This is a genomic window from Agrobacterium tumefaciens (assembly GCA_025559845.1).
GTDB lineage: Bacteria > Pseudomonadota > Alphaproteobacteria > Rhizobiales > Rhizobiaceae > Agrobacterium.
Genome location: CP048469.1, coordinates 1,806,221 through 1,826,494 on the forward strand (window position 1 = coordinate 1,806,221; position 20,274 = coordinate 1,826,494).

Consider the following 20,274-nt stretch of genomic DNA (forward strand, 5'->3'; position numbering starts at 1 on the left):
AGCCTTGATGAGCTTTCCAGTGGTCGTGTCGAACGCCACAGGGAAATTGTCGACCGCGCTGGATGGCCCAACAACATCGCCTGTACCTGTTCCATCCGTGCCTTTGCGAGCCAAAAGGCGCCAGTAGGCGTTATTCTCCGTCGGCAAGGTGGGCGGCGCGTTACCCGTGGTCGACTGCAGCGCAAGCCAAGTCGAGCCATTATCAAGAACGATGTCATTCGCCTCATAGGCCGTCGCGCCACTGTAGGTGCCGCGATCTACGACGCCAGCCGTGCCGGAGCGCGCAAATAGAAGCCACTGCGTGTTTTCGGTAGTCGGAAGCGTTGGCGGCGCATTGCCGGTCGTTGCGACCTTGGCGATCCACGTTGAACCACCGTATTGCACGATATCGCGTATCGCGTAGGCCGTGCCTGCGCTGTAGTTGCCGCGCTGATTGACGCCTGCGGGACCAACAGGGCCGGTTACATAGGACGGCGCACTCCAGTCACCCGACGTCGCCGAGTTCTTGAAGTAGAGCGCAGATCGGCCGTCTCCAATATCGATGACCAGAACGGAGAAACCAGTAGCAGCACCGTTGTATGCCGCCCTGCCTGCGAGATTCGCCACCCACGCATCATACTCGACGCCCTGCACAAGGGCCGCCTTGTTGATGGTCCCAAACACGCCGGGGCCAACGCCAATCGGTATGTCATCCGTGCCAACGGTGATCTCAGACAGGCTGTCCAGATTGCCATTCGACAACGAAGCCAGCAGTCGGCGCATCGCTTCAACAGCGGCAATCGTTGGCGACGTAAGCTCGACCTTGTAAGGCGCGTCCGTCTGGGCAGGACCGGGCCAATCATCGGCAAGCAAGAGCTCCGTATCGCTAATGATCTGCTCGATGACGATCGGGCGACCTACGTGAATGCCAAACTTGTCGCCGACTTTGATCGGGGTCAGGCCAGCAACTTCCGTCAGCCAGCCTGCGTCCTCACCAGTGACCGTGCGAGAGCCGACAGCGACAGTCGCAGTGCCGTGACCGTACCAGGTTGTTCCAGCCATTATCCTTCTCCTTCAACCGAGCCGCGCGCGAGGCGCAAGTCGGCTTCAAGGCCATCGACTTTTTCGAGCAAGGCTTGGTGCTGCTGTTTGGTGAGTTCCAGCTGCTGCGCCAGAACAAGCGTGCGCTGCTTGAGGAATTCTTCGCGCACACTCGCCTCTTGCAGGGCGACCATAGGGTCGACCCGCATTGTGTTTCCGGATGTCATTTTTGATTCCTTGTCGTCAGCGCTTGAAGACGAGCGCTGTTATCTGCGAAACGAGGCTTCCGCTTTGAAGGTTTCCCGAAGGCCCAGACCCGCTGCCAATCGTGAAGGTGGTCTGCGTCCTGCCAGACGGCGGGACAAAGTTCACAGAGGAGGTCACGTAAGCCGTTGCTCCACTCTGAACAGATGAGCTGTGCATAGTGTCGATAACGTTGCCACTTTCCGAGATGGTCATGGCTGCGGTCGCTAAGCCGGGAGGGTTGACCGTCGTGGACATGGTTCCCCTTGTTTTCCAAACCACGAGGATGTTTGGAGCACCTAAGCCGTGATTCACCACCAGAGTTCCAGAAGCGGCAGAAACGGCAACACTGACAGCCCCAGGATCGATGTTCGACGTGCCAACAGTCAGCGTACCAATGTAGGCATTCGAAATGTCGACATTGCCCAATACCGACGAGAACGCCGACAGGCTGTTAGCCCTGATGTCGTTGGCGTACAGCACGCCACCGGTGACAGTGAACGGCTGCTTGATCGTCGAGCCGTCATCGCTGGCGACAACGAACTGGCCTGCCTGCACAATCACGCGTGTTGGCGATGCCGGGTTTGCCGGAACATCTAGAAGCAATGAAGCCGCTCGGTAGGCTCCATCGTCTACCGCAGCCGTGATGCCGTATCGTGCCGCGTATCCAGTTGGAGCCGCAACAGCAGCCCAAGCAACATTGACGAACGCCGAACTGCCGCCGAGGGCCGCCGTCAGAGTTTCGACTTTGCCCGCAACTGCCATCGTTTCGCTGACGGCAAGCTGGATCTCTTCGCGATACTCGGCCCTCGCCTCGCCCAACTCGACAGACAGCTCTCTCGCGAGATTTCTGGTGTCTTTGTAGGCAACGGTGGCCATTTCCATCTGTGCAGCGATTAGGCCGTCGATGGCATCCTGCGCGGTCCTGGTACTGTTCCGCAGCCAACCAAGAGCATCTTCGATGCCCTCAATGTCGACGTCGACAAAAACATCCTTGTCGGAGAGCAGTACGTTCGGCGTGATGACTGGGATAAACCCTGACCAGAGCACCGGCCTGTCTCCGCCGGGGATGTAGCGCCCGCGAACGACGTAGCTTTGGTTAGGCAGAAGGCTCTGAGAGATCAGCATCGAGCCAACCTGCGGCTGGTCGGTGCGGCCCTCTGTTACCTTTTCTAACGAGGCTTGAAGGCGGATCTCGTACTCAATGCCGATGACATCGTCGAGGCGTCCGTCTGTGTTGTCCCATGTCAGCCTGATAGCTGGCCGACGGTCATCGCCAGCCGCATCCTTAATCGTCGCTGGCTCAGCGAACCAATCTACAATCGCCTGTGGCGTTGGACGAATGACGCCCAACTGACCGTCTACCGGTGGCTGGAAATCAGCATCCGTATCCCAGTCGTAGTCGGCAGGATCAACCTCGGTGATGTCGATCATCACGTCGAGGTTGGCGCGATCCGCCACACCGTCGATGCGCATCAGTTTGGCGACGTAGCCATTACGCTCCGATGTCCAAGAGAACACCGTGCCAGGCGTCGCGTAGGCCCAGAAGCGAGGAGGCAGCACAATCGTGTGCCTGCGGAACCGCCGCGCCTCCTCAAGGGCAGACCTCATCAGTCGCTGAACCTGCTCCGCATATGGAACAAAATTCAGGTCGACATCGGCCATTAAGCGGCGGTTGCCGTCGAGTGCCTCAAGGTCGGTCCTGTACAGCGGCGGTGCGGTCTTTGCGACCCATCCATCAACAGGCGAAGGATAATTCGCCGACACCCCGTTGATGGTATCCGCCAGCCCAAGGAACGGCGTGAATTCCTGCTCTTCGGTAGAAAGGATGTCGTCGTCGGTAAATGCGATAACGGGAGCGTCTGGCGCCCCTGAGTGCAGGTAGTACACACCGCCGACTTCGGAAATCTTGCCTTGGCACGCTGTTAACAGTGCCTCGACGGCAGATGTCAGCGGAGCCTCGACCTGGATCTCACCGCCGCTTCGATAGGTATTCACCCATCCTGTGGATTCCTGAATGCCAGCACGATGTTTCTCAATCTGAGTGATCCACGCGGCAGGAGGCACGCGAGCGGACGAAAGGTTCTGCAGTCCATAGACCCACTGACCATTGTAGTAGATGCCGCGCAGCAGGTTGTAGATCTGAACTGCTGGCAGGAAGTCGCCGTCACCGCCCCACGTCGCAGGATCGGCATACCTATGGCCACCTACCCCGCCGACAGTGCTGTCGCGCGATGGGTCGTAGAGGCGCATGCCATCAAGCACGAACTTGAAGGACGGCACGCCGGAGAACATATTCTTGGACACGCGAGCAGTGACAATGGCGTATGCAACGCCCCTGCCGATGCGATCGGGATTCCACCATCTGTTGCCGTTAGAGACCGACGTAAACAGGAAGCTGTCGGCCGTTGTCTGCGTGCCGTCATAGAACTTGACCCAAAGGCTATCAGCGTATTCGTTGACAGCTCGGCCACGATCCGACGATGCGCCGAGCGTCACGCGCTCGCCGTTCACCCAGACCTCAACGAGGCCACGAATGGGCATGTCCGATAGGGCAATAACCTGCGTCAAATAGGCGTTCGGCGTATCGCCGTCCTGACCCCATGTATTAACGAATACGAGAGAGCCTGCGGTCGCTGTCTGTCCGAAGATGAACGACCGCGAGATATCGCCGCCGCCTTGCAACGTGCCGTTGATTGAGAACGTTGGGTCTTTGGGTTCTCCTGCGAGAGACTTGGCTAGGAGGCTTACGCCCACTCCAACTGTGATATTGAGCACGGCTGCGGCCACCGCTGTGAAAAGCCCAGCGGTGGTACCAAGCGCCGCAGCAATGCCCGCGGACGTGAAAAGAGCCATCGATTTTCCTTGGGATGCTGCGCTATTCGCGCGCGTCAGCCGCTAGAGAGACTTCATGAAGTGAGTTTCGACAGCGCTGTAGCCGCGCCGTCCGTAGAGGCTGGAAACGTCATTGGCGGCGAGAGACGCCATCCAGGCAGACACGCATCCGGCTGACTTCGCCCATTCCTCGTAGGCATCCAGCATCTTGATGGCGCCGCGTCCACGAGCTTGAGGCGTCACGTACCAGACCGTTTCCATGGCAATCCGACCAGCGCCAAATGGGTGATCAAGAGCCGTCGCCATCAGCACTCCCTGCGCTGGCTTGCCCGCCACTAGAACGCAAGCCTTGTCAGACGCCAGATGCTGCTGAAACAATCGATCGGCGTATGCGGCCAGAAACGGAAAGGAGAAGCCTGCGGCCTCGTGACTTTCACGAAGCAGCACCACCACGCGATCGCGATCGGTGGCGTCGGCAAAGCGGATGTCCATCAGAAGATTCCTAAAAACTTTTTCCGCTTAGGCTGCGTCGCGACCTTGCCCTTCTCCGAGCCCCAGAAAAATTCCCACTCAGACGACGTGTCGGCGTCCGTGTAGAAGGCGTCCCCGGCCTGCCGGAGGATCTGCGTTGCGTGGCTGCGCGTTGCGGGATTGGCGCGTGTCATTTCCTGAGTGTGGCTGGCGCAAACCAGCTCCACGCTGCCCTCTTGGTTCTCGCCGGGTGTTGTAATTTTTATGGTGTCGACGAAGCCCACGAAACGGCACTCGGCCGGCGCGACCATCTGGCGGCTGTCCGGATCGAACAAGCCACGATATATCTCGACGCGGGCCTGCTTGCAGTCGTAGAAGCGAACAAGTGTCTGAACGTGCTCACTTAACTGTGACAGACGAATGTTTACGTTCCTGACAGATAGGTTTGCAATGAGCGGAATGTCATCGATCTGCACCAATGTCCCGGTACCGTACCAATCACGCGTGACCGGCAAGCCTGTATCCGGATGCACGATGGCCGCAGAAACGTTTCCGACATCCGACCACATGCCATCGGTGACCGGCGCACCAGTTGCCCGATCGCGCGCAACGAACCAGAGGAAGTCGCGCGCCACCAGTTGCCGCGCCTCAAGCGCAGCGAGGTTTTCTGCTGAGATGTTTCTCATGATACCCCTTAACGGGCTTCAATCGCCTGAAACGTGACAGTGCCGCGACCAGTAGCCATGTCGGCAGTCGTTGAGATCGAACTAGGCACGATTGCCATGATGCAGGATGGTTTCACCAGCGTAGCGGCGACAGGTGCCGTAACGCCCGGCCACAGATGCGGACGGACCTCAAACTGCGTTGTCACGCCGCCTGCGCTGGCCGTCATAGGCTCCATCACCATATGCAGGTCTTTGTCGCCGATCTGGATGTAATCGCCGACCGTGACCTTGTAGCCAGCGGGCAGGCCCGATAGCGATATTGCCTTGCGGTTACTCGCAATCGTGGCCACCTGCCCCACGCCGCTGAATGCGCCGCCGGTGGGCCAACTGCCGTTCGGATAGGCAACCGGGAAGCAACGCGATTTGGGGAATGCGCGAAACGTCTTGAGCCCATTTTCCAAGCTCGTGAGACGCGCACGCCAGTAGTCCAGTTCATTAGGCTTCATCGATCGCGATTGCGCCGTCATCTGCCAGAGCGGCGATCCCATGTCCTTCACGACCGTCTGGCCGCCAGCCGTGCGCGACTGTTCTTGTCGCCAGAGCAGGTTGAACTCGGTAGACCAACCGGGGAACTCATCGAAAAACGCGGTTGGGAGTGGGTATGTAATTGTCATCAGTAGCGCCTGACGTTTCTTACCGTGGCCGACTTGATGGCTTCCTCAATACGTCTCGGCATGGAGGATTTCAGATCATCAAGCTCACGCTGCAACCTGGCGATCCGATCGTCTTTGCTGCCTTCGATGTTGGTAGCGCCAGCCGAGAGCGGGCCTATGTGGGCGTCTTTGATGTCGACGTTGGCGAGGTGATTGGAAAGTTCATCCAAGGTCTTGACCTTCACGCCTCCAGCGTAGAGTTCGTCCGCCTGCATTATGATGCGGGACGGCGCAGGGTCGGCTGGAACATCCATAAGCAGTGATGCTCGGCGATATCGACCGTCATCGACGGCCGCAGACACTTTGTACCCCCGAGGCCCGAGACATCCGCCTATCGCCGCCCACCTGACGTTGACTTTCGCCTTTTGCTGGCCTTGGTACTTGCTGATAAATTCCAGCAAACCGTCGACTGTGCCGATAGCCTTGCCGTTGACCGCGACGAGAGCATCTCCGTCCTCATTGACACTGCATCCGACTGCGATCTCATTGTCGTTGTAATAGCTGCTGTGCACGACTTTAGTCATGTGGACTCCTATCATTGGATGTGCTTTTGTTCAGCGCAACCATTCATTGCTGGAGGATTTCATGAGCGACAAAGGAACTATCGAGGTCGGATCAACTGTCCGCCTGAAGCTCGAGGAGAACGGCTGGAAGCTCGATGTCGCTCATAATCCCCAAGGCTTCAGCGGCAGACACGCTACTTTCAAGACGCTTGAGGAAGCAGTTGAATGGATCAACAATACCTACGACTGGAAGCAGGGCTAATTACCTCAACTTCACGTTTCGCTTATTCGCCGAGCGCACCGCCTCCTCCACTCTGTAAGGAAGTTCGGCCTGAATTTTTGCGAGCGCCTTTTCCTGCCTGACAACAGCCTCGACGGATGCACCGCGGTTGTCGACGACAGGATTGAAGTGCACCACGACACCAGCCGTTTGTGCGGACATCGACCGCAAGCTTGGCACGCTAGGCACAGCTACGCCTACTGCGCCGCCGTTGGCGTAGCCTTTTAGATTGCGGCGCATTGCTTCCAGTGCGGCAGGACCGCCTGCAGCTTTTACCGCAGCCTTGTCGAAGACGTATTCGCCTTTGTGGACGACGCCGGCTGGCTGGTACTTGCCACCGTCGCCGGTGTATCCGCCGTCTGCGAACCCAGAAAACAGCTTGGTCAGCCAGCCTCCGCTGCTCGTAGCTTTTGAGCCACCCATAAGTGAATCAAACGCGCTATTCAAAACGAGATCAGCCAGCTTGCTCAACAACCCAGATAGAGCATCACTCAAGCTCTGAGCTCCAGTAATCACATCTGCGAAGCCAGTTCTCGCGGCGTCATAGAACTCCTGTGCTGAACTTTCGGCGCGTTCTTGGGCTTCTTCGACCTGCCTGAGGGCATCAGCCTGTTTTGCGTAGGCCGCGGAAACTTCATCGATCGTTTTCTTCTGCTGGCCTGATAGCTGAATGCTCTCTAGGTCTGTCTGGCCTTTCTTTCTGGCCTCCTCTCGAAGGTCAGCCAGTGCGCGCTGCTCAAGATCGAGAGACAGACGACGCTTTTCTTGCTCCTGGTAGGAAAGGCTGACCGTAGCCTGCTCTTGGATTAGGGCGGCAGTTCTGTCCTTAATAGCCTGAATGTCCTCGCGGAAGCGGTCGTCCGCGGTCTTTTTGGGAACCTTGGACTTTTCGGCGGGAGCGGTGCCGATGCCATTACCGAAACCAGAGGGTTGCTCATCCATCTGGTCGTTAACCAGTTTTAGTTGTTCCCCGATCTTTAGAGCGGCTTTGCCGATTGCTGTAGCATTGGCGTCGGACGTTCGTGCTGCATAGTCAAACGGGTCGAAACTCAGCTCGTATCCGGTAAGAGCCTTAGTCATTGCCCTGAAGTTGTCGGCGCGTGCTCGTGCCGCCAGAGAGTCCGCATACGCTAACTCAAATGCAGCGCGTGCGGCCGTGTATTGCATTTGGATTTGATCGCGCAACGCCGATGTATAGCCACGAGATGATGATTTCGCTTGGTCTAAAGCTGTAGCGTTACTCGCAATCGCAGAGTTGGCGTTCGTGATGGCCGTATCTGTCGCGTTAGCGCCATCTACCAAGAGGTACATCGCGGCCGCTGCACCACCAGCGATCAAGCCGATGGGGCCGAGCGCGGCGGCAAGTCCGCCAGCCACAAGCGCCCCCGTTCGAACTGCAGTAATGAAAGCTCCCAGAGCCGCCACCGCACTTCCAAGCCCTGCGACCACGCCCACAAGTGCGCGACCAACCAGTGCGCCAGTGATGATCGTGATAAATTGCAGCACGACATCACCAACCTCTTTGAAGTTGTCTGCGAGATAATTCAGTGCCTCGACAAGTTTGCCGGTGGCACCAGCAGATGCATCGGCATTTCCGATGTACGCGGTGAACTCGTTATTAATGCGTGTTACAGCGTCTCGGATGGTCGAGTTAGTTGCCTTAAACTGAGCCTCGATCGGCTTTTGAGCATTGATAATCGCCGCGAAAACGCGATCAGACGTCAATTTTCCTTCGGCGCCGAGTTGCTTGAGGCCCGCGATGGTAGTCTTGAATTCGTTTGCGATAGCCTGCGCCAGTATCGGTGCATTCTCGCGGAGAGAGCGAAGTTCGTCGCCCTGTAGAACACCGGAACCAAGAGCCTGACCCAACTGCAAAATGCCAGCCGCCTGTTCTTGCGCAGATGCGCCACCAGCCTTGAAGGCTTTAGACACAATGGAGGTTGCCGTTGCGATTTCCTGCTCGGACTTTGCCACCCCAGATGCAGACCGTATCAGTCGCGCATACAGGTCAACATAGTCGCCAAATGCGGTGCGGGCTTCGTTCGCTCCGTCCTTGAGTTCATTGAGCGACCTAGCCTGCACACCAGCAGACGTCGCTGCGGCGTTAATTTTATTCCCCGCCTCCGTCCAGGCGTCGGCATATTGCGAGATTTCCTGAACGCTGAGCGCTGTGCCAGCCAAAGCTACAGTCGACTTTAGCGCCACATCAAGGGAAGACGATATGCGATTGCCCATCCCTGCGAAGGATTTCTCCACCTTAGCATTCATCGAAAGAAACCGACGTTCGATTTCATTCGCGCGCTTCTGGGTAGTTCCCATCGCCTTAGCCATGGCATTTTCGTACTTCTTGATGTCAGCCGACAGCTGAACAACAAGACGCTCTAAGTCTTGTGCCATTTTGGAAATGCCTTACTGAGGTGAGGTCACAACGGGAGGCTTCTTATGAAAACCTTGTTTTTCGCGGCGAGTTTAGCCGCCGCGTTTTTGATGGCTAGCTTAGCTAGCGCACAAGAGACGTCGGATTGCCGATCGATTCCGAACGACAAAAAAAGACTAGAATGTTTTGACAAGACGACGAGAGATTCACCCGATGACGAGTGTTCTGTCAGGAGTCCTGGAAAATTCACGGCCGACTGTATAAATGAGCAGTTAAAAAGACAGCGGCCATGAAGTCGATTTTTTAGCGGTGGGGTGCGAGTTTGGCGTTACTGAGCCCTATCCTCGCTCCATCTTCGCCAATGCGTCACTGTCTGGTAGGTGGCGCCTGTCTGCTTGGCGATATCGCGATTTGAAACGCCCTCGTCTATCAACCGCAGTATCTCATCTTTGAATATCGTGCGCCGACCGCGATATTGCGGCTCATGCTCGATCACCCTCGCAGTCAGCATGTCCTGGGGCTTGCGGCTTTGGACCTTGCGGACCTCATTCACAAATTTCGGATTGCAGCAAAGCCTCTTGGCAACCTGTATGTCAGTGAACGGCCCAGCGTTTAACAGCGTCGTGATCTGCTCGCGCAACTTGTCGGTCACATCATTGACGTAGCCCTGTCGCTTCTCATCTATGTGCGGCTCCATGATCATACCGACGATTGCGACGCTGTTGCGCATCACTCCGCCGTGCGGGGACTTGTATCGTTCGCCGAGTGCTGACCGCGCTCCGAATGTGCGCAGGTTATGCGCATCCGGTTCCACGTTCTGAATTCGCATCTTGCCATCATGCTGGATAACAACGGCGCGGCCATGTCCATCAAAGCGGTTGATGTCTACGAAGACATGTTCGCCGTCGATGACCATCGCGCAGAAATTTGGCTGGGTGGCTGGCTGGATGCTTGCGACTACCGATTCGAGCCTGTCGATATTTGTTTTCAGCTTGAGTGCATCGTCGATCTTGGTGCTCGTCCGGCGATCATGTTCGCGGACGTGGACGGGTTTTTCCTGATTGTACGAGCCGGTCTTGCGAATAGAAGGAAGAACCTCTCCAGCCAGCCAGTCCGTAAAACGATCCGCCTCTTCCTTGTTCGACCTGAAAACAAACTTGTAAACTGCAGGCTCATTTATGACCGTAAGTTCTTGATTTCCACCAGGGGTACGAAACTTCCGTACCCCTTTCCATGCTGCCTTTATGCGGGCAAGGGTGGCGCTTCCGCGCCATTCAATACCAAGCGCCGCGGCAATATCTTTGGCCACGAACCACGGCGTGTCGCCGTCGACGTCAGCGCGAATGCTGTTCTCCTCGAAGATAAAATTGGTTATGCTGTTGATAGCTCTCGCCATGGTGTCCATCCGTGTTTAGGGCTGGCGGTGAGTGCTGGTGCAAACAGCCTCACCGCAACTTGTGCAACATTTACACTTGCACAAGTTGCCATCACACGTAGGCAATGTCAATCAACTTGAAATGTTGGTCAACTTGACATACAATATGACCATGGAAAAAGAGCTCAAAGACCAACGAATTGCCGTCATGTTAACGCCCTCAGAGTTGAAGGCTATCGATGACTGGTCTTTCTCTAAGCGAATTCGGTCACGCGGTGAGGCAATCCGTCAGCTAATAAGCACAGGGCTGGCTGGAGACGAACTATTTGAAAGGGTTCGAGACGCACACGCAGACGGTACAACGATACCCTTTGAGGACATTCATGATGTCGCCGTTGACGTTCAGTTTCGACCTATCAAGGGTTTCTAGAAACTGCCAAGAAGCTTGCTTTCGAAAGCAAGTTTCCTAGCATGATACAGAAAACCCCTCCGAAGAGGGGTAGTCTCTGTCATGCTGCGCGGGGCAAGTTTTGGTTCGCGGTAATCGTCGCTCCGAATGTGAAAGTCATCTGCGACTGACTTTCCGGCATCAGCATTGCTGGAACGACCGGCAATCCCAAGTGCCCCCAAAGCTGCTGCGCCGCTTTCGGGCCGAACGTCCTTTGCGCCTGGCCAACCAGAAGACGAGCCTCTGTCTCTGGCGTATACGGCACGATCTGCGGCTCTTCGTCTCGCTCCCTAAGCTCCGCTTCCATCGCATTGAACTGCGCGATGTAGGCTTCCTTGAAACGAGCCGCCTTTGAACCGGTGAAACCCATGGCAAGGAAGGTGAACCCGTCCTTTGTCATCTCATAGTGAGATGTGGACACGCCAGTTAAGTCATTGATTTTAAACGGCACGAAATTGTGCTCATGGAAATCTACGCTACATTCAAGCTCTCTGATATCCTGTAGCACGCGCCTATGCGCCTTCTCAAAATAATCCGCGACATCGCGGCTGTTTGCAACGACATTTCCATCCTTTACGGACAGGATGGGCAGTCTGATTTCCTCAGTCATGCAGTCTCCTCTTGAGTGGTGTTGCGACGGCCGGTTAGCCGACGCTCCTATAAATAAGAATTCCACTCGGAAACGACAACTTCACTGAGGAAATAATCAGCCCTGCACCCAGTCCCAAAGCTCATCGATTTCCTTGGTCGTAAGAGATCCATCGTCAGCCGTGTTTGCCTCGACGTAACCGTCGACCGCTGCCATGAACTGCCACATCGACATTTCATTGACTTGCTGAGGGGTGAATCCCATTACCGCCCCTGTGCCGTAGATCGCAGCAAATCTCAGCTTACCGTTAGGGAGGTCGTCAAGCTGTGTTCGATTTGACTTGCTGCGTCGCCCTCCCCCACAGGCTCATCCGGAGCGCCGTACACCGCAACCGTCAGAACTGCATGTGCCGCCAAGGCATACTCGCCCACTGGCCTTGTTTTGACGTGTTCTTTGATAAGCTTCGTCGCCTCTTCGGGCTTGCGGCCAGCGCCAATAAGCCCAAGTCGGAGAGTGGCTTCAATATCTTCCGATCGCCACAACTTGTGTTCAAGACGATGCAATACGACGAGCGGGCCCGCATCGCATTTTTCCTGAAGCTGTGCGATCTCTCCCCACCCGAGACGGAATTCGTAGTCTCCGTCCCAGATGGTCAATTCGATACGAGCATCCCGCATTAGGGCGTGACCGGCGTGGTTACGCGAACCATCTCGCCGTCACTCTGGAGAGAGACGTTGTTGGTCGCGCGCTGGCCGTTGTTGGCGCCGACTTCCATGCTCTCGATGTGCATGCGGCCGGTCCAGGTAATCGTCTTTGCGGGGAACTCCCATTCGACCTTGACCGGAATGCTGTCGATGCTCTCGAAGCCTTCGACCCAAGCGTCAACGCTCTCTGAGGCAAGTACGCCCTCGCCGGACACCGACATGGAAAGAGATGTTGCATCGCGACCGACCCAATCGACCTTATCCGGGTCGGCACAGTCTGGAATATTGACCTCCTCGAGGCCCTTATTCAATGTGATAGATCGTTGCGTGAAGCCGCAGGGCGAAGAGTAAACGATTGGGTCGGCGTCCGTGCCGATAAGCACGCGAACCTTACCCCCCTTGATGGTGGTTGCTTGAGCCATAAAGGCCTCCTAGAAATGTGTGGTGAATGCGGCCCTATTGGACCGTCCCTTACGGCTCTTCGACGATCGCGGTGTAGCGAAGCGATGCCTGCTTGAGCGCGCCGTCGGTCACGATGTCGGTTCGCCATGGTTCAAACGAAACGAGCGCGTTTGTCGCAAGCGACGGTTCCCAGCCACGCAGCGCACGACGTACAGCGTCAGACACCTGCCGTACTTGCGAAAGAACCGGCGCATCAGACCAGCAGTCGATCTGAATCATGATCTCGCCGCCATCAACACAGTCGATCAATTCAGCGACGTAGTTAGACGGCCCGATGCAGATATATGGCTTGGCCCACGTGGACTGCGGAATGTCCGCAACTCGATTGCTGACTAGCGCTGTTACGGCGGCGTCGGCCCTCAGGCGCGCGATAATAGCACCCTGCAACTCAAGAACCGGGTCAGCCATTCGCTGCCACCTCTTTCGCTGATTTTGTTATAGCGCGCGTAATGCGAGACTTGGTGCGTCGGCGTAGAGCGCGATACGAGACGAAAAAGAATGGCTGTGCGGACGTGCCAGGATGCTGCGTTCCAGCGAACTGGCCCGCATTCTGGTGAGCTCTTGTCGAAAACTCGACCAAGTGAGCGTAACGCACCTTGCTGTTGCCGGCATAGATTGTGATAACCAGCTTGCCGTCGGCAGATTTCACCGTCGCGATCTTCTGGCTGAATTTTGGAGCGTCGCCCCAGGTCCATCCGATTGAATCACGAAGCTCGCCGCTATCTACCGCCACCAGTGACTTCATCAGCGCCACGATCTCGTTGGCGCCAACTTCCATCGCTTCCTTGATGCGTTTTTCAGCCGCAGCAGGAAGCTTTTTCAGCTTGCGGTTTAGCTTTTCAAGGCCGAGAACTTTCACCCCGCCTCCCCCTCTACCACAAGCAACTCAATCCACTGGTTTCGCTCATCGATGTTGACCGCAGACTTGATGGCGTAGGTTGCACCGGTACGCTTGTTACGCGCCCGCCACGCTGGCGTGATGGTACGCGTGCGTTCGTTGCTGCGGATGGTCATGGTGAAAGGCTGGATTCCCTGTAAACGCGAAGCAATTACAGGCTCAGACCCAACACGCGGCTCAAGGCGAGCTGGCTCGACGAATTGCTCCGCGAAGCCGATAATCACCCCACCATACCCATCATCGCCCTCAACCTCGGCCTCAAAGCCGATGCGCTCACTCAGCGAGCCTGCGCCCGCCCTTTTGCGTTTTGGCATGGGGTCGATCCTTTGTTGGCTCGCCAGTTTTGGCCGCTATTGCAGCCGCAGCGCACTTGCGAGTGACGTTGTAGAGACCGGCCTGATAGGCGATGGTGACGCCGCCGTGCGGCTTCCAGTCGAAGGGCTTATGGAATCGTAGCCACATCTTCACCGTCCAATGTGCGCCACACGCGCCATGGTGCCAAAAGCATCCGCACGGCGCGCGGTAACACAGCATCGCCCTTGGATTCTGGGTCAGGCTCACGAACCTCGTACAGGTCGCCTGTTACAAGCAGGATTGCCGATACGATGGCAGGGCTAGCCGCAATTCCATCGTCTGCCGATGGCGTCTCGTCTGCCGGCACAACCTCTCTATCGAGGTGTTCTGCGATGATGCTTTCTGCAGCATCACGGTAAAGGCCGATCTCAATGTCTTCATCGCTATGAAAGACTCTCAAGTGGCGCTTGACCGTTTCGAGATCGACGATCGCCATATCACGCCGCCACGACTGCAGCAGTCGCCGCGCTGGTAACTGACACACTGCCCTTGTCGTTCGAAGCCGTCACGCGAACCGTGATAACCTTGCCTATGTCTCCAACGACAGGAACGTACGTTGCTCCGGTTGCACCAGAAATGGCAACGCCAGCGGCGAACCACTGTCGTGCGTATGTTGGCGAACCAGACCATGTGCCGGTCGTCGATGTGAGCGTCTGGCCTACGCGGGCTGTGCCTGTAATGGCTGGTGCCACAGAATTAGCAGGCGAGCCGATACCGTTAACGATACCGGCGCCGATATAGGACGCGACCCTGCGCTTACGATCCCTCGTTGTCAGCATCAGGTTTATCCTTCTTTTTCGTCGAGCGAGTGGAGGAAATTACCGGCTTGTCAGCGGCATCATCCGCGACGTCGTCTTCAACGACGACCTTTGCCTCACCAACAATGTCCACCAGGCCCTGCGCAGCGAGCTGTCTTGCCTCGCCAGCCTCGGCCTTGAATGGATCGCTCTTTTTGGTCTTCAGTTCTTTGCCTACCGCAAATGTGCGCTTGGCCTTCACTTCCAGAAAATCAGTCATATTCACTTCCTCTCAAAGAAAGGGGAGCCGAAGCTCCCCTCAGATCAATTAGGCGCCTTCGACGTCGCCGGTCACGAAGGACTCAGGGCGATAGACTGCGAACGCCAGGCGCTCTTCAGCGCGGATGGTGAACATGTTCTTCTCGAAGTCATCGACGTTCTCGCTGGAAAGCAGAACCTCGATATCCATGCGGTCGAAAATCTGAGCCGCGAAGCTGAACGCGCCAGTGAGGAACTCACCTGCCGCCATAGCCTGGGTCGACACGACCGGCAGATTCCAGAGCGTCGGAGTGAGCGAGCCCTGCGGATTGCCGATGATGTAGTTGCCGCCAGCGTCCTTGGTCAGCTCAATCTTCGCCCAGTCGATCGGGTTCAGAACGAATGCAGTCGCTGGGTACTCAGCAAGAACCACCTGCAGAACTGCGAGGCGAAGGCGGTCGATACCAGTTTCGTCAGCAGCGGTGAATGCCGGGTTGAATGCGGTTGCCTGCGGAACCAAGCCGTGGATGTTCTGACCGGTGCCAGAGCCATTCAGGAGCTGATTTTCTTCGGCAAAGCGCAGACCGTAACGAGCGCGGCCGTCGATATAGGAGCGAAGCGCAGGTGCGTCGTCCAGGATCTGACGAGAGGCCTTGAAGAGGTGCGCGATCGTGCGAACCGGAGCGGACGTCATGTCGAACGTCAGATCCGAATAAGGCTTGGCAGTCGTTTCAGCGACCGGCGCAGCATTGTTCGTGTAGCCCGTCTCCTTGACGTACTCGATCGAGCTCGAAGAGGTCTGACCAGGCAGAACGAGGTCACGGATCGTCAGCTGGCGCTCAGGCAGGCCGAAGATGCCGGGAACGCGTGCGCCAGGAACCAGAGAGGTGCCCTGAGAGCGACCAGCACCGACAGTGGTGTTGGCAGAGGTAATTGCGGCGCGGTCTGCCTTGACTTTGATCGAGCCGCGAGACGCGCCCGTCAACATGCCGGCCTTGTAGTCAGCGGATTCGATCACGAGGTCGCCGAGCGACTTCTGTTCGTTTTCGCCGATCTCGTTTTCACGCGCAGCACGCTTTTCCAGATCGCCAAGGCGGGTCGTAACGTCGCCCAGTTCGGACAGTGCCTTGTCGGTCTTTTCCTTCAGCTCAGCGGAGACGTCTGCGCCTGCGCGAACCTTTTCAGTGAGGTCGGAACCGAGATTCTGTACCTGCTCCTTGATGGACGCAAGCGAAGTACCGAGCTCGCCGATCTTATCGGCAAGTTGATTGTCAGCCATAAGTGGCCTCCTTTTATCGAATTAGAGGTGATTTTGCTTCGGCAAGAAGCCGGTCAATGGCTGCCAAAGCAGCAGCATCCGCATCGACGTCAGGAGCCCCCTGACCATCCTTGAGGTAGAGCCGAGCGGCCCGCTCTGCCTCAGAGCCCGACAACCCCATCAGTCCCCTGATGCCGTTTTCGAACTCGCGTTTTGTGATTTGCTCGCCGGCAGTCATTTTTGCGACCAGCACGTTAGCGGCCTCGGCCTTTGCGGCGTTGCTGGCCTTGATGCGCCTTACCGGCTCTGGTTGTGTCTGCGCCCCGTAGCGGGCCAAAGTCTCGTCAAGTGTAGCAATGCGGTCGACCATACCTCGGTCCATCAGCGATTCGGCGTAGAAAACTCGGCCTTGGCCATAATTGTCTTCGACTTTGCTGACGGTAACGCCTCGCCCTTCGGCGACGGACGCAACGAAGCGGTTGTACGAGCGGTTCACACCGTCCTGCACATGCGCCAGCGCTTCCTTGCCGAGCGGTTCGGTCTCGTTGCCTTCGACCTTGTGCTTGCCGGCTGAAATGTAGGTGCGTTTGATGCCACGCTGCTCAAGAGCTGCGGACAGGTCATCATGGGCGGTGTAAACGCCGATCGAACCCGCGCGGCCGGATGGCGTCACGACAATTTCGTCTGTCGATGCTGCTATCCAGTAAGCAGCGCTTGCGGCAAGGCTGTTGACCTGCGCAATAATCGGTTTTTCACCGCCGCGCAGCTTGCGAATTTCGGTCGCGAGCTCGTCTGTGCCTGGCACCGTGCCACCGGGGCTATCGATGTCGAGCACGACAGCCTTGATATCCTCGTTCGAAAGAGCTTTGTGCAGCGCTTTCTTGATACCGGCATAGGAAGTGCCTCCGCTCATCGCGGAAAACAGGTCCATTTTATCGGCCAGAACCCCATAAACGGGGATTACGGCGACGCTACCGCTGGTTTCAGCAATTTCCTTGGCGCGCGCATCGTCGATCGATGCCGCGAACTCCGACGAAAACAGCTTCTCACCTTCGGCACGCGCCACCAAAACATCAGCCAAAACGCCCAGTTTTTCGCGCTGAATAGCCCAAGGTTCGGCCAGAAAGGCCGAAATCAGGTGTTCAAACTTCATGATTTTCCCTTATGCAGCGCGCGCTGCTGGCGTTGGTGCCGGAGTTTCGGTCTTGCCGAGCGTATCGAGGCGCGTCATCGTGCCGTTCACGATAGATTTGTTGCCGCCATCGACTGGCGCCTTGTCTTCGTAAGAGCGAGCCTCGTCGACGAGGTAGATGCCGTTCGTGACCATCTTTGACAGGAATTCTGCTCGCGCCGTGCTGTCGCCGCGCAAGAGTTCTTCCATGTTGAACTTCACCTTCGTGGTCTTCCTGGTCTTTGCGTCCAGCAAGTCACGATAGATTGCCGCCTCGATGCGCTTGAGCATCGGCCGCATACAGGTCTTGGTGAATTGGAGGATAAGCTGCTCGATGCCGCTGCCCCAGGTGGTCGTGCCGTTGGCTGCGTGCCCGATCATAACGGGCGGCACACCGAAGATGCGGCAGATCTGCTCGACGCTATACTGTCGCGCCTCAAGGAATTGAGCATCCTTGGGGTTGATCGACATCGGATACGGCTTAAAGCCAGCCTCCAACACCGTCACCCCGCCGGCTTTTTCGGAGCCTGCGAATTGCGTCAGCGTCTCGGCGATCTGCTTGCGCTGATCAGCCTTTAGTATCTGGTCAGAGCTTACCAATAGCGACGAAAGCAAGCCGTTCTTGAACATCTTGCCAGCGACTTTCTCGCCAGCTAGGGCATTCCCAACAGTGTTGCGGACAACACCGATAGGCGACATTCCTCGGTCACAGCCAGGCAAGCGAACGCCACGGACGTGGAACATCTTGCCTTCTGGCACTCGGCGCTTCTTGCCGTCTTCCGTCACCTCGTAATAGCGATTGTTCCGACCGTCTTTTGACCGGCACACATCGACACTGAGGGGATGGAGAGGATTTAGCGCGACGAGCCGCTCGCCGTTCATTTTCTTCTCTGCGAAGAAGTTTCCGTCAAGAAGCAAGCACATCGCTGCCATCGACCAGAACTCTGGCGCAGTGTCGTCCATGTTCGGCATGTCGTGCAGAAGCTCGTAAAGCGGAGCATTCTTGTCGACTGTAACGCCGTCCTCGCCATAGACGATGCAAGGTAACGTGCCAGCCGCGTTCTGCACTAGATTGACGCACGCCCATACCGCATCAAGCGAAAGGGCACTCTCAATCGTGACTGTCTCCCCGGACGTGGTGCCGAGGCCGAAGAAGCCTCGCCAAAACTCGCCGTCGGTGAGCTTGATAGGCCTTCCGACCCATCTATCTAAAAAGCCCATCAGGCCTCACCACTAGGTTGCCGTCACCAGGTGACAGAAATGATATTGTTGACGAAGTCGTCTATGTTTCCACTCTCGCCACCCTCGTACGTCCCCGCCATCGCGGTCGCCATAGCAAGGGCAACGGCTCCGTCGATGCGGCGTTCGCGGTTGTGCTTGACCAGCTTTCGGTTGCCGGCAGGATCTGCCTTCACGGTGGCATTCATCATGCACATCGTCAGAACTGGGTGATCACCGTGAGCGAGATTGCCGTTGAGGATGACGCCCTCCAACTCGCGAAGAGCCGGAGACATAGACTGGAAGCCCTGCCCGAAAGGCTGGAATACTGCGTCTTCGCCTTCAAGTTGATCGTCGGTAAAGCCAGCCTTCTGCAGCCAAGGCTTCAGATGCCGAAAATTCCAACGGTCAAACGCGATTTTGCGGATGTCCATGTCTTCGAACTGGTCGCGCAGGTGATTGGCGACGAACTCGTAATCGACTGTTCTACCGGGTGCGGCCTCAAGATGGCCAGCGTCATGCCAGGTATCATAAGGCACGCGGTCGGCCTTGGCTTTCGCGCGTATCCCGTCGCCCGGCAACCAGAACGTCGGCCGCACATGCCAAATGGTCTTACCTTCCTGCTCTTTTGGCGCCATCAGCACCAGAGCAGTCAAGTCGCTCACCTCAGAAAGATCGAGCCCGCCAAAGACAGGGAGACCATCAAAGTCCACAACTCGAGCGTTGCACGCTCGCCAAATAGCCGGCGACACAAACGGAGCATTGGCATCGATCCTGCTGTTGAGGTGCAACCAGCGAAAACTGGCCTCTTCGGTTGGCATACGTGATGCACGGTCTGCGTCGTCGCGTACGGATGAAACTGACTTGAACACATTGAGTGCGGGGTTAGCGGCAGCCCAACAGTCCTCGTCCATCACATCGCAATCGACGGGAGCCGAATAAACATGGCTTACCGTTCTCGGCGTCTTTGACGCTTCCGCGTCATCAAGCCAACGGCTGAACAGGTCGTTATCTGTCGCGGCCTGGGTGGATATTCCGAAGATAATCGCTTCGTCGCCGTGAGCGCCCATCGACGTGACAATCGCCTCAACGAAATCATCGGTTGGACCCCGTATCTGCCCCAGCTCATCGAGAACGGCGACCCTCGGACTGCCGCCGTGAGCGCTTTTAGCCTCAGCGGAGCTCGCCTTGTAGGTCACGTTCTTTTTCAGCCCTACGATAGTCTTCCCAGAAGGGATAATCCGGTACAGGCCCTTAAGCTTGGGAGACAGCATCAGCATTTTACTGCTGTAGTTGTAGACTTCCGCAGCCTGTTCGCGCGACCTAGCACCCGACATAATTCGACTATTGAGTGACGCCTCCGGCCCAATAATGTGAGCCAGCGTCAAGCAAGCTATGAGGCCGGTCTTCCCATTCTTCCTGGCGATGGAGAGATATGCTCTGCCTGTACCCGCTGGGTTGTCGTAACAGGCAAGAATGAAACATTCCTGAAACGGTAGGAGAACAATCTGCTTGCCTACAAGTTTTCCCTCCGGCACGGCGAGCATTTCTGCAAATCTGCAGACCTTCTCCCCGCGAGTCAGTTCGTTTACAGGAAGGTTGCGCCAGTCTCTTCGACGAGGAACCGGGCCGCATTTGATGGCATCCAGCACGTTCTGCGGCCAACTCAAATCTTGGCCAATCATTCATCATCCT

Annotated in this window: 23 protein-coding genes and 1 pseudogene; 1 reads left to right on the top strand and 23 read right to left on the bottom strand. The window is 56.8% G+C overall.

What is annotated here, in order from left to right:
• Nucleotides 1-60: 60 nt before the first annotated feature.
• The 7 genes and pseudogenes from FY156_09155 to FY156_09185 form a co-directional block, all read right to left on the bottom strand.
• Nucleotides 61-1,041, bottom strand: a pseudogene (locus FY156_09155) (hypothetical protein).
• Nucleotides 1,041-1,247, bottom strand: a complete 207-nt coding sequence (locus tag FY156_09160) for a hypothetical protein (protein UXS01624.1) — start codon at nt 1,245-1,247, stop codon at nt 1,041-1,043. Before FY156_09160 ends, FY156_09155 begins: the two are co-directional and overlap by 1 nt.
• A gap of 16 nt (nt 1,248-1,263) precedes the next feature.
• Nucleotides 1,264-4,119, bottom strand: a complete 2,856-nt coding sequence (locus FY156_09165) for a DUF1983 domain-containing protein (GenBank protein UXS01625.1) — start codon at nt 4,117-4,119, stop codon at nt 1,264-1,266.
• A 42-nt stretch (nt 4,120-4,161) separates the two neighbouring features.
• A complete protein-coding gene (locus FY156_09170) occupies nt 4,162-4,590 on the bottom strand; it encodes a GNAT family N-acetyltransferase (GenBank protein UXS01626.1) in 429 nt (142 codons plus the stop codon).
• Nucleotides 4,590-5,255, bottom strand: coding sequence for a hypothetical protein (locus FY156_09175; GenBank protein ID UXS01627.1), 666 nt, complete (start codon nt 5,253-5,255; stop codon nt 4,590-4,592). The genes FY156_09170 and FY156_09175 overlap by 1 nt, the downstream gene beginning before the upstream one ends.
• 8 nt (nt 5,256-5,263) lie before the next feature.
• Complete coding sequence (locus FY156_09180) at nt 5,264-5,908, bottom strand: hypothetical protein (protein ID UXS01628.1); 645 nt, start codon at nt 5,906-5,908, stop codon at nt 5,264-5,266.
• Entirely contained in the window at nt 5,908-6,471 is a 564-nt protein-coding gene (locus tag FY156_09185; protein UXS01629.1) for a hypothetical protein, read from the bottom strand. Before FY156_09185 ends, FY156_09180 begins: the two co-directional genes overlap by 1 nt.
• A 61-nt stretch (nt 6,472-6,532) precedes the next feature.
• Here FY156_09185 and FY156_09190 point away from each other — a divergent pair, with 61 nt between their 5' ends.
• Nucleotides 6,533-6,712: a hypothetical protein gene (locus FY156_09190; protein ID UXS01630.1), complete on the top strand. Its 180-nt coding sequence runs from the start codon at nt 6,533-6,535 to the stop codon at nt 6,710-6,712.
• On the opposite strand, the gene FY156_09195 is transcribed toward FY156_09190, so the two are convergent.
• From FY156_09195 to FY156_09270, 16 genes are all read right to left on the bottom strand, one after another.
• The gene (locus FY156_09195) at nt 6,713-9,127 is read right to left on the bottom strand and encodes a tape measure protein (GenBank protein UXS01631.1); all 2,415 of its coding nucleotides are present in this window, start codon (nt 9,125-9,127) and stop codon (nt 6,713-6,715) included.
• Nucleotides 9,128-9,435: 308 nt separating this feature from the next.
• On the bottom strand, nt 9,436-10,512 hold the full coding sequence (locus FY156_09200; GenBank protein UXS03098.1) for a hypothetical protein: 1,077 nt from the start codon (nt 10,510-10,512) through the stop codon (nt 9,436-9,438).
• Between the two features lie 479 nt (nt 10,513-10,991).
• Nucleotides 10,992-11,540: a Rha family transcriptional regulator gene (locus tag FY156_09205; GenBank protein ID UXS01632.1), complete on the bottom strand. Its 549-nt coding sequence runs from the start codon at nt 11,538-11,540 to the stop codon at nt 10,992-10,994.
• Between the two features lie 96 nt (nt 11,541-11,636).
• Nucleotides 11,637-11,783: a hypothetical protein gene (locus tag FY156_09210; GenBank protein UXR99980.1), complete on the bottom strand. Its 147-nt coding sequence runs from the start codon at nt 11,781-11,783 to the stop codon at nt 11,637-11,639.
• A 32-nt stretch (nt 11,784-11,815) separates the two neighbouring features.
• Complete coding sequence (locus tag FY156_09215) at nt 11,816-12,196, bottom strand: gene transfer agent family protein (protein UXS01633.1); 381 nt, start codon at nt 12,194-12,196, stop codon at nt 11,816-11,818.
• A complete protein-coding gene (locus tag FY156_09220) occupies nt 12,196-12,645 on the bottom strand; it encodes a hypothetical protein (GenBank protein ID UXS01634.1) in 450 nt (149 codons plus the stop codon). Before FY156_09220 ends, FY156_09215 begins: the two co-directional genes overlap by 1 nt.
• A gap of 49 nt (nt 12,646-12,694) precedes the next feature.
• On the bottom strand, nt 12,695-13,093 hold the full coding sequence (locus tag FY156_09225) for a DUF3168 domain-containing protein (GenBank protein ID UXS01635.1): 399 nt from the start codon (nt 13,091-13,093) through the stop codon (nt 12,695-12,697).
• Nucleotides 13,086-13,544 carry an HK97 gp10 family phage protein gene (locus tag FY156_09230; GenBank protein UXS01636.1) on the bottom strand — a complete coding sequence of 153 codons (459 nt, stop codon included), beginning with the start codon at nt 13,542-13,544 and terminating at the stop codon, nt 13,086-13,088. The genes FY156_09225 and FY156_09230 overlap by 8 nt, the downstream gene beginning before the upstream one ends.
• Nucleotides 13,541-13,897: a head-tail adaptor protein gene (locus FY156_09235; GenBank protein ID UXS01637.1), complete on the bottom strand. Its 357-nt coding sequence runs from the start codon at nt 13,895-13,897 to the stop codon at nt 13,541-13,543. The genes FY156_09230 and FY156_09235 overlap by 4 nt, the downstream gene beginning before the upstream one ends.
• A 128-nt stretch (nt 13,898-14,025) precedes the next feature.
• Complete coding sequence (locus tag FY156_09240; GenBank protein ID UXS01638.1) at nt 14,026-14,373, bottom strand: phage gp6-like head-tail connector protein; 348 nt, start codon at nt 14,371-14,373, stop codon at nt 14,026-14,028.
• 1 nt (nt 14,374) lies between these two features.
• On the bottom strand, nt 14,375-14,716 hold the full coding sequence (locus FY156_09245; protein UXS01639.1) for a hypothetical protein: 342 nt from the start codon (nt 14,714-14,716) through the stop codon (nt 14,375-14,377).
• A complete protein-coding gene (locus tag FY156_09250; GenBank protein ID UXS01640.1) occupies nt 14,694-14,954 on the bottom strand; it encodes a hypothetical protein in 261 nt (86 codons plus the stop codon). Before FY156_09250 ends, FY156_09245 begins: the two co-directional genes overlap by 23 nt.
• A gap of 48 nt (nt 14,955-15,002) precedes the next feature.
• Nucleotides 15,003-16,211 (bottom strand): phage major capsid protein, encoded by a 1,209-nt coding sequence (locus FY156_09255; GenBank protein UXS01641.1) that lies wholly within the window; start codon nt 16,209-16,211, stop codon nt 15,003-15,005.
• 13 nt (nt 16,212-16,224) lie between these two features.
• A complete protein-coding gene (locus FY156_09260; protein ID UXS01642.1) occupies nt 16,225-17,343 on the bottom strand; it encodes a S49 family peptidase in 1,119 nt (372 codons plus the stop codon).
• A gap of 9 nt (nt 17,344-17,352) precedes the next feature.
• On the bottom strand, nt 17,353-18,582 hold the full coding sequence (locus FY156_09265; GenBank protein UXS01643.1) for a phage portal protein: 1,230 nt from the start codon (nt 18,580-18,582) through the stop codon (nt 17,353-17,355).
• A gap of 23 nt (nt 18,583-18,605) precedes the next feature.
• A complete protein-coding gene (locus tag FY156_09270; protein ID UXS01644.1) occupies nt 18,606-20,264 on the bottom strand; it encodes a terminase large subunit in 1,659 nt (552 codons plus the stop codon).
• Nucleotides 20,265-20,274: the final 10 nt, after the last annotated feature.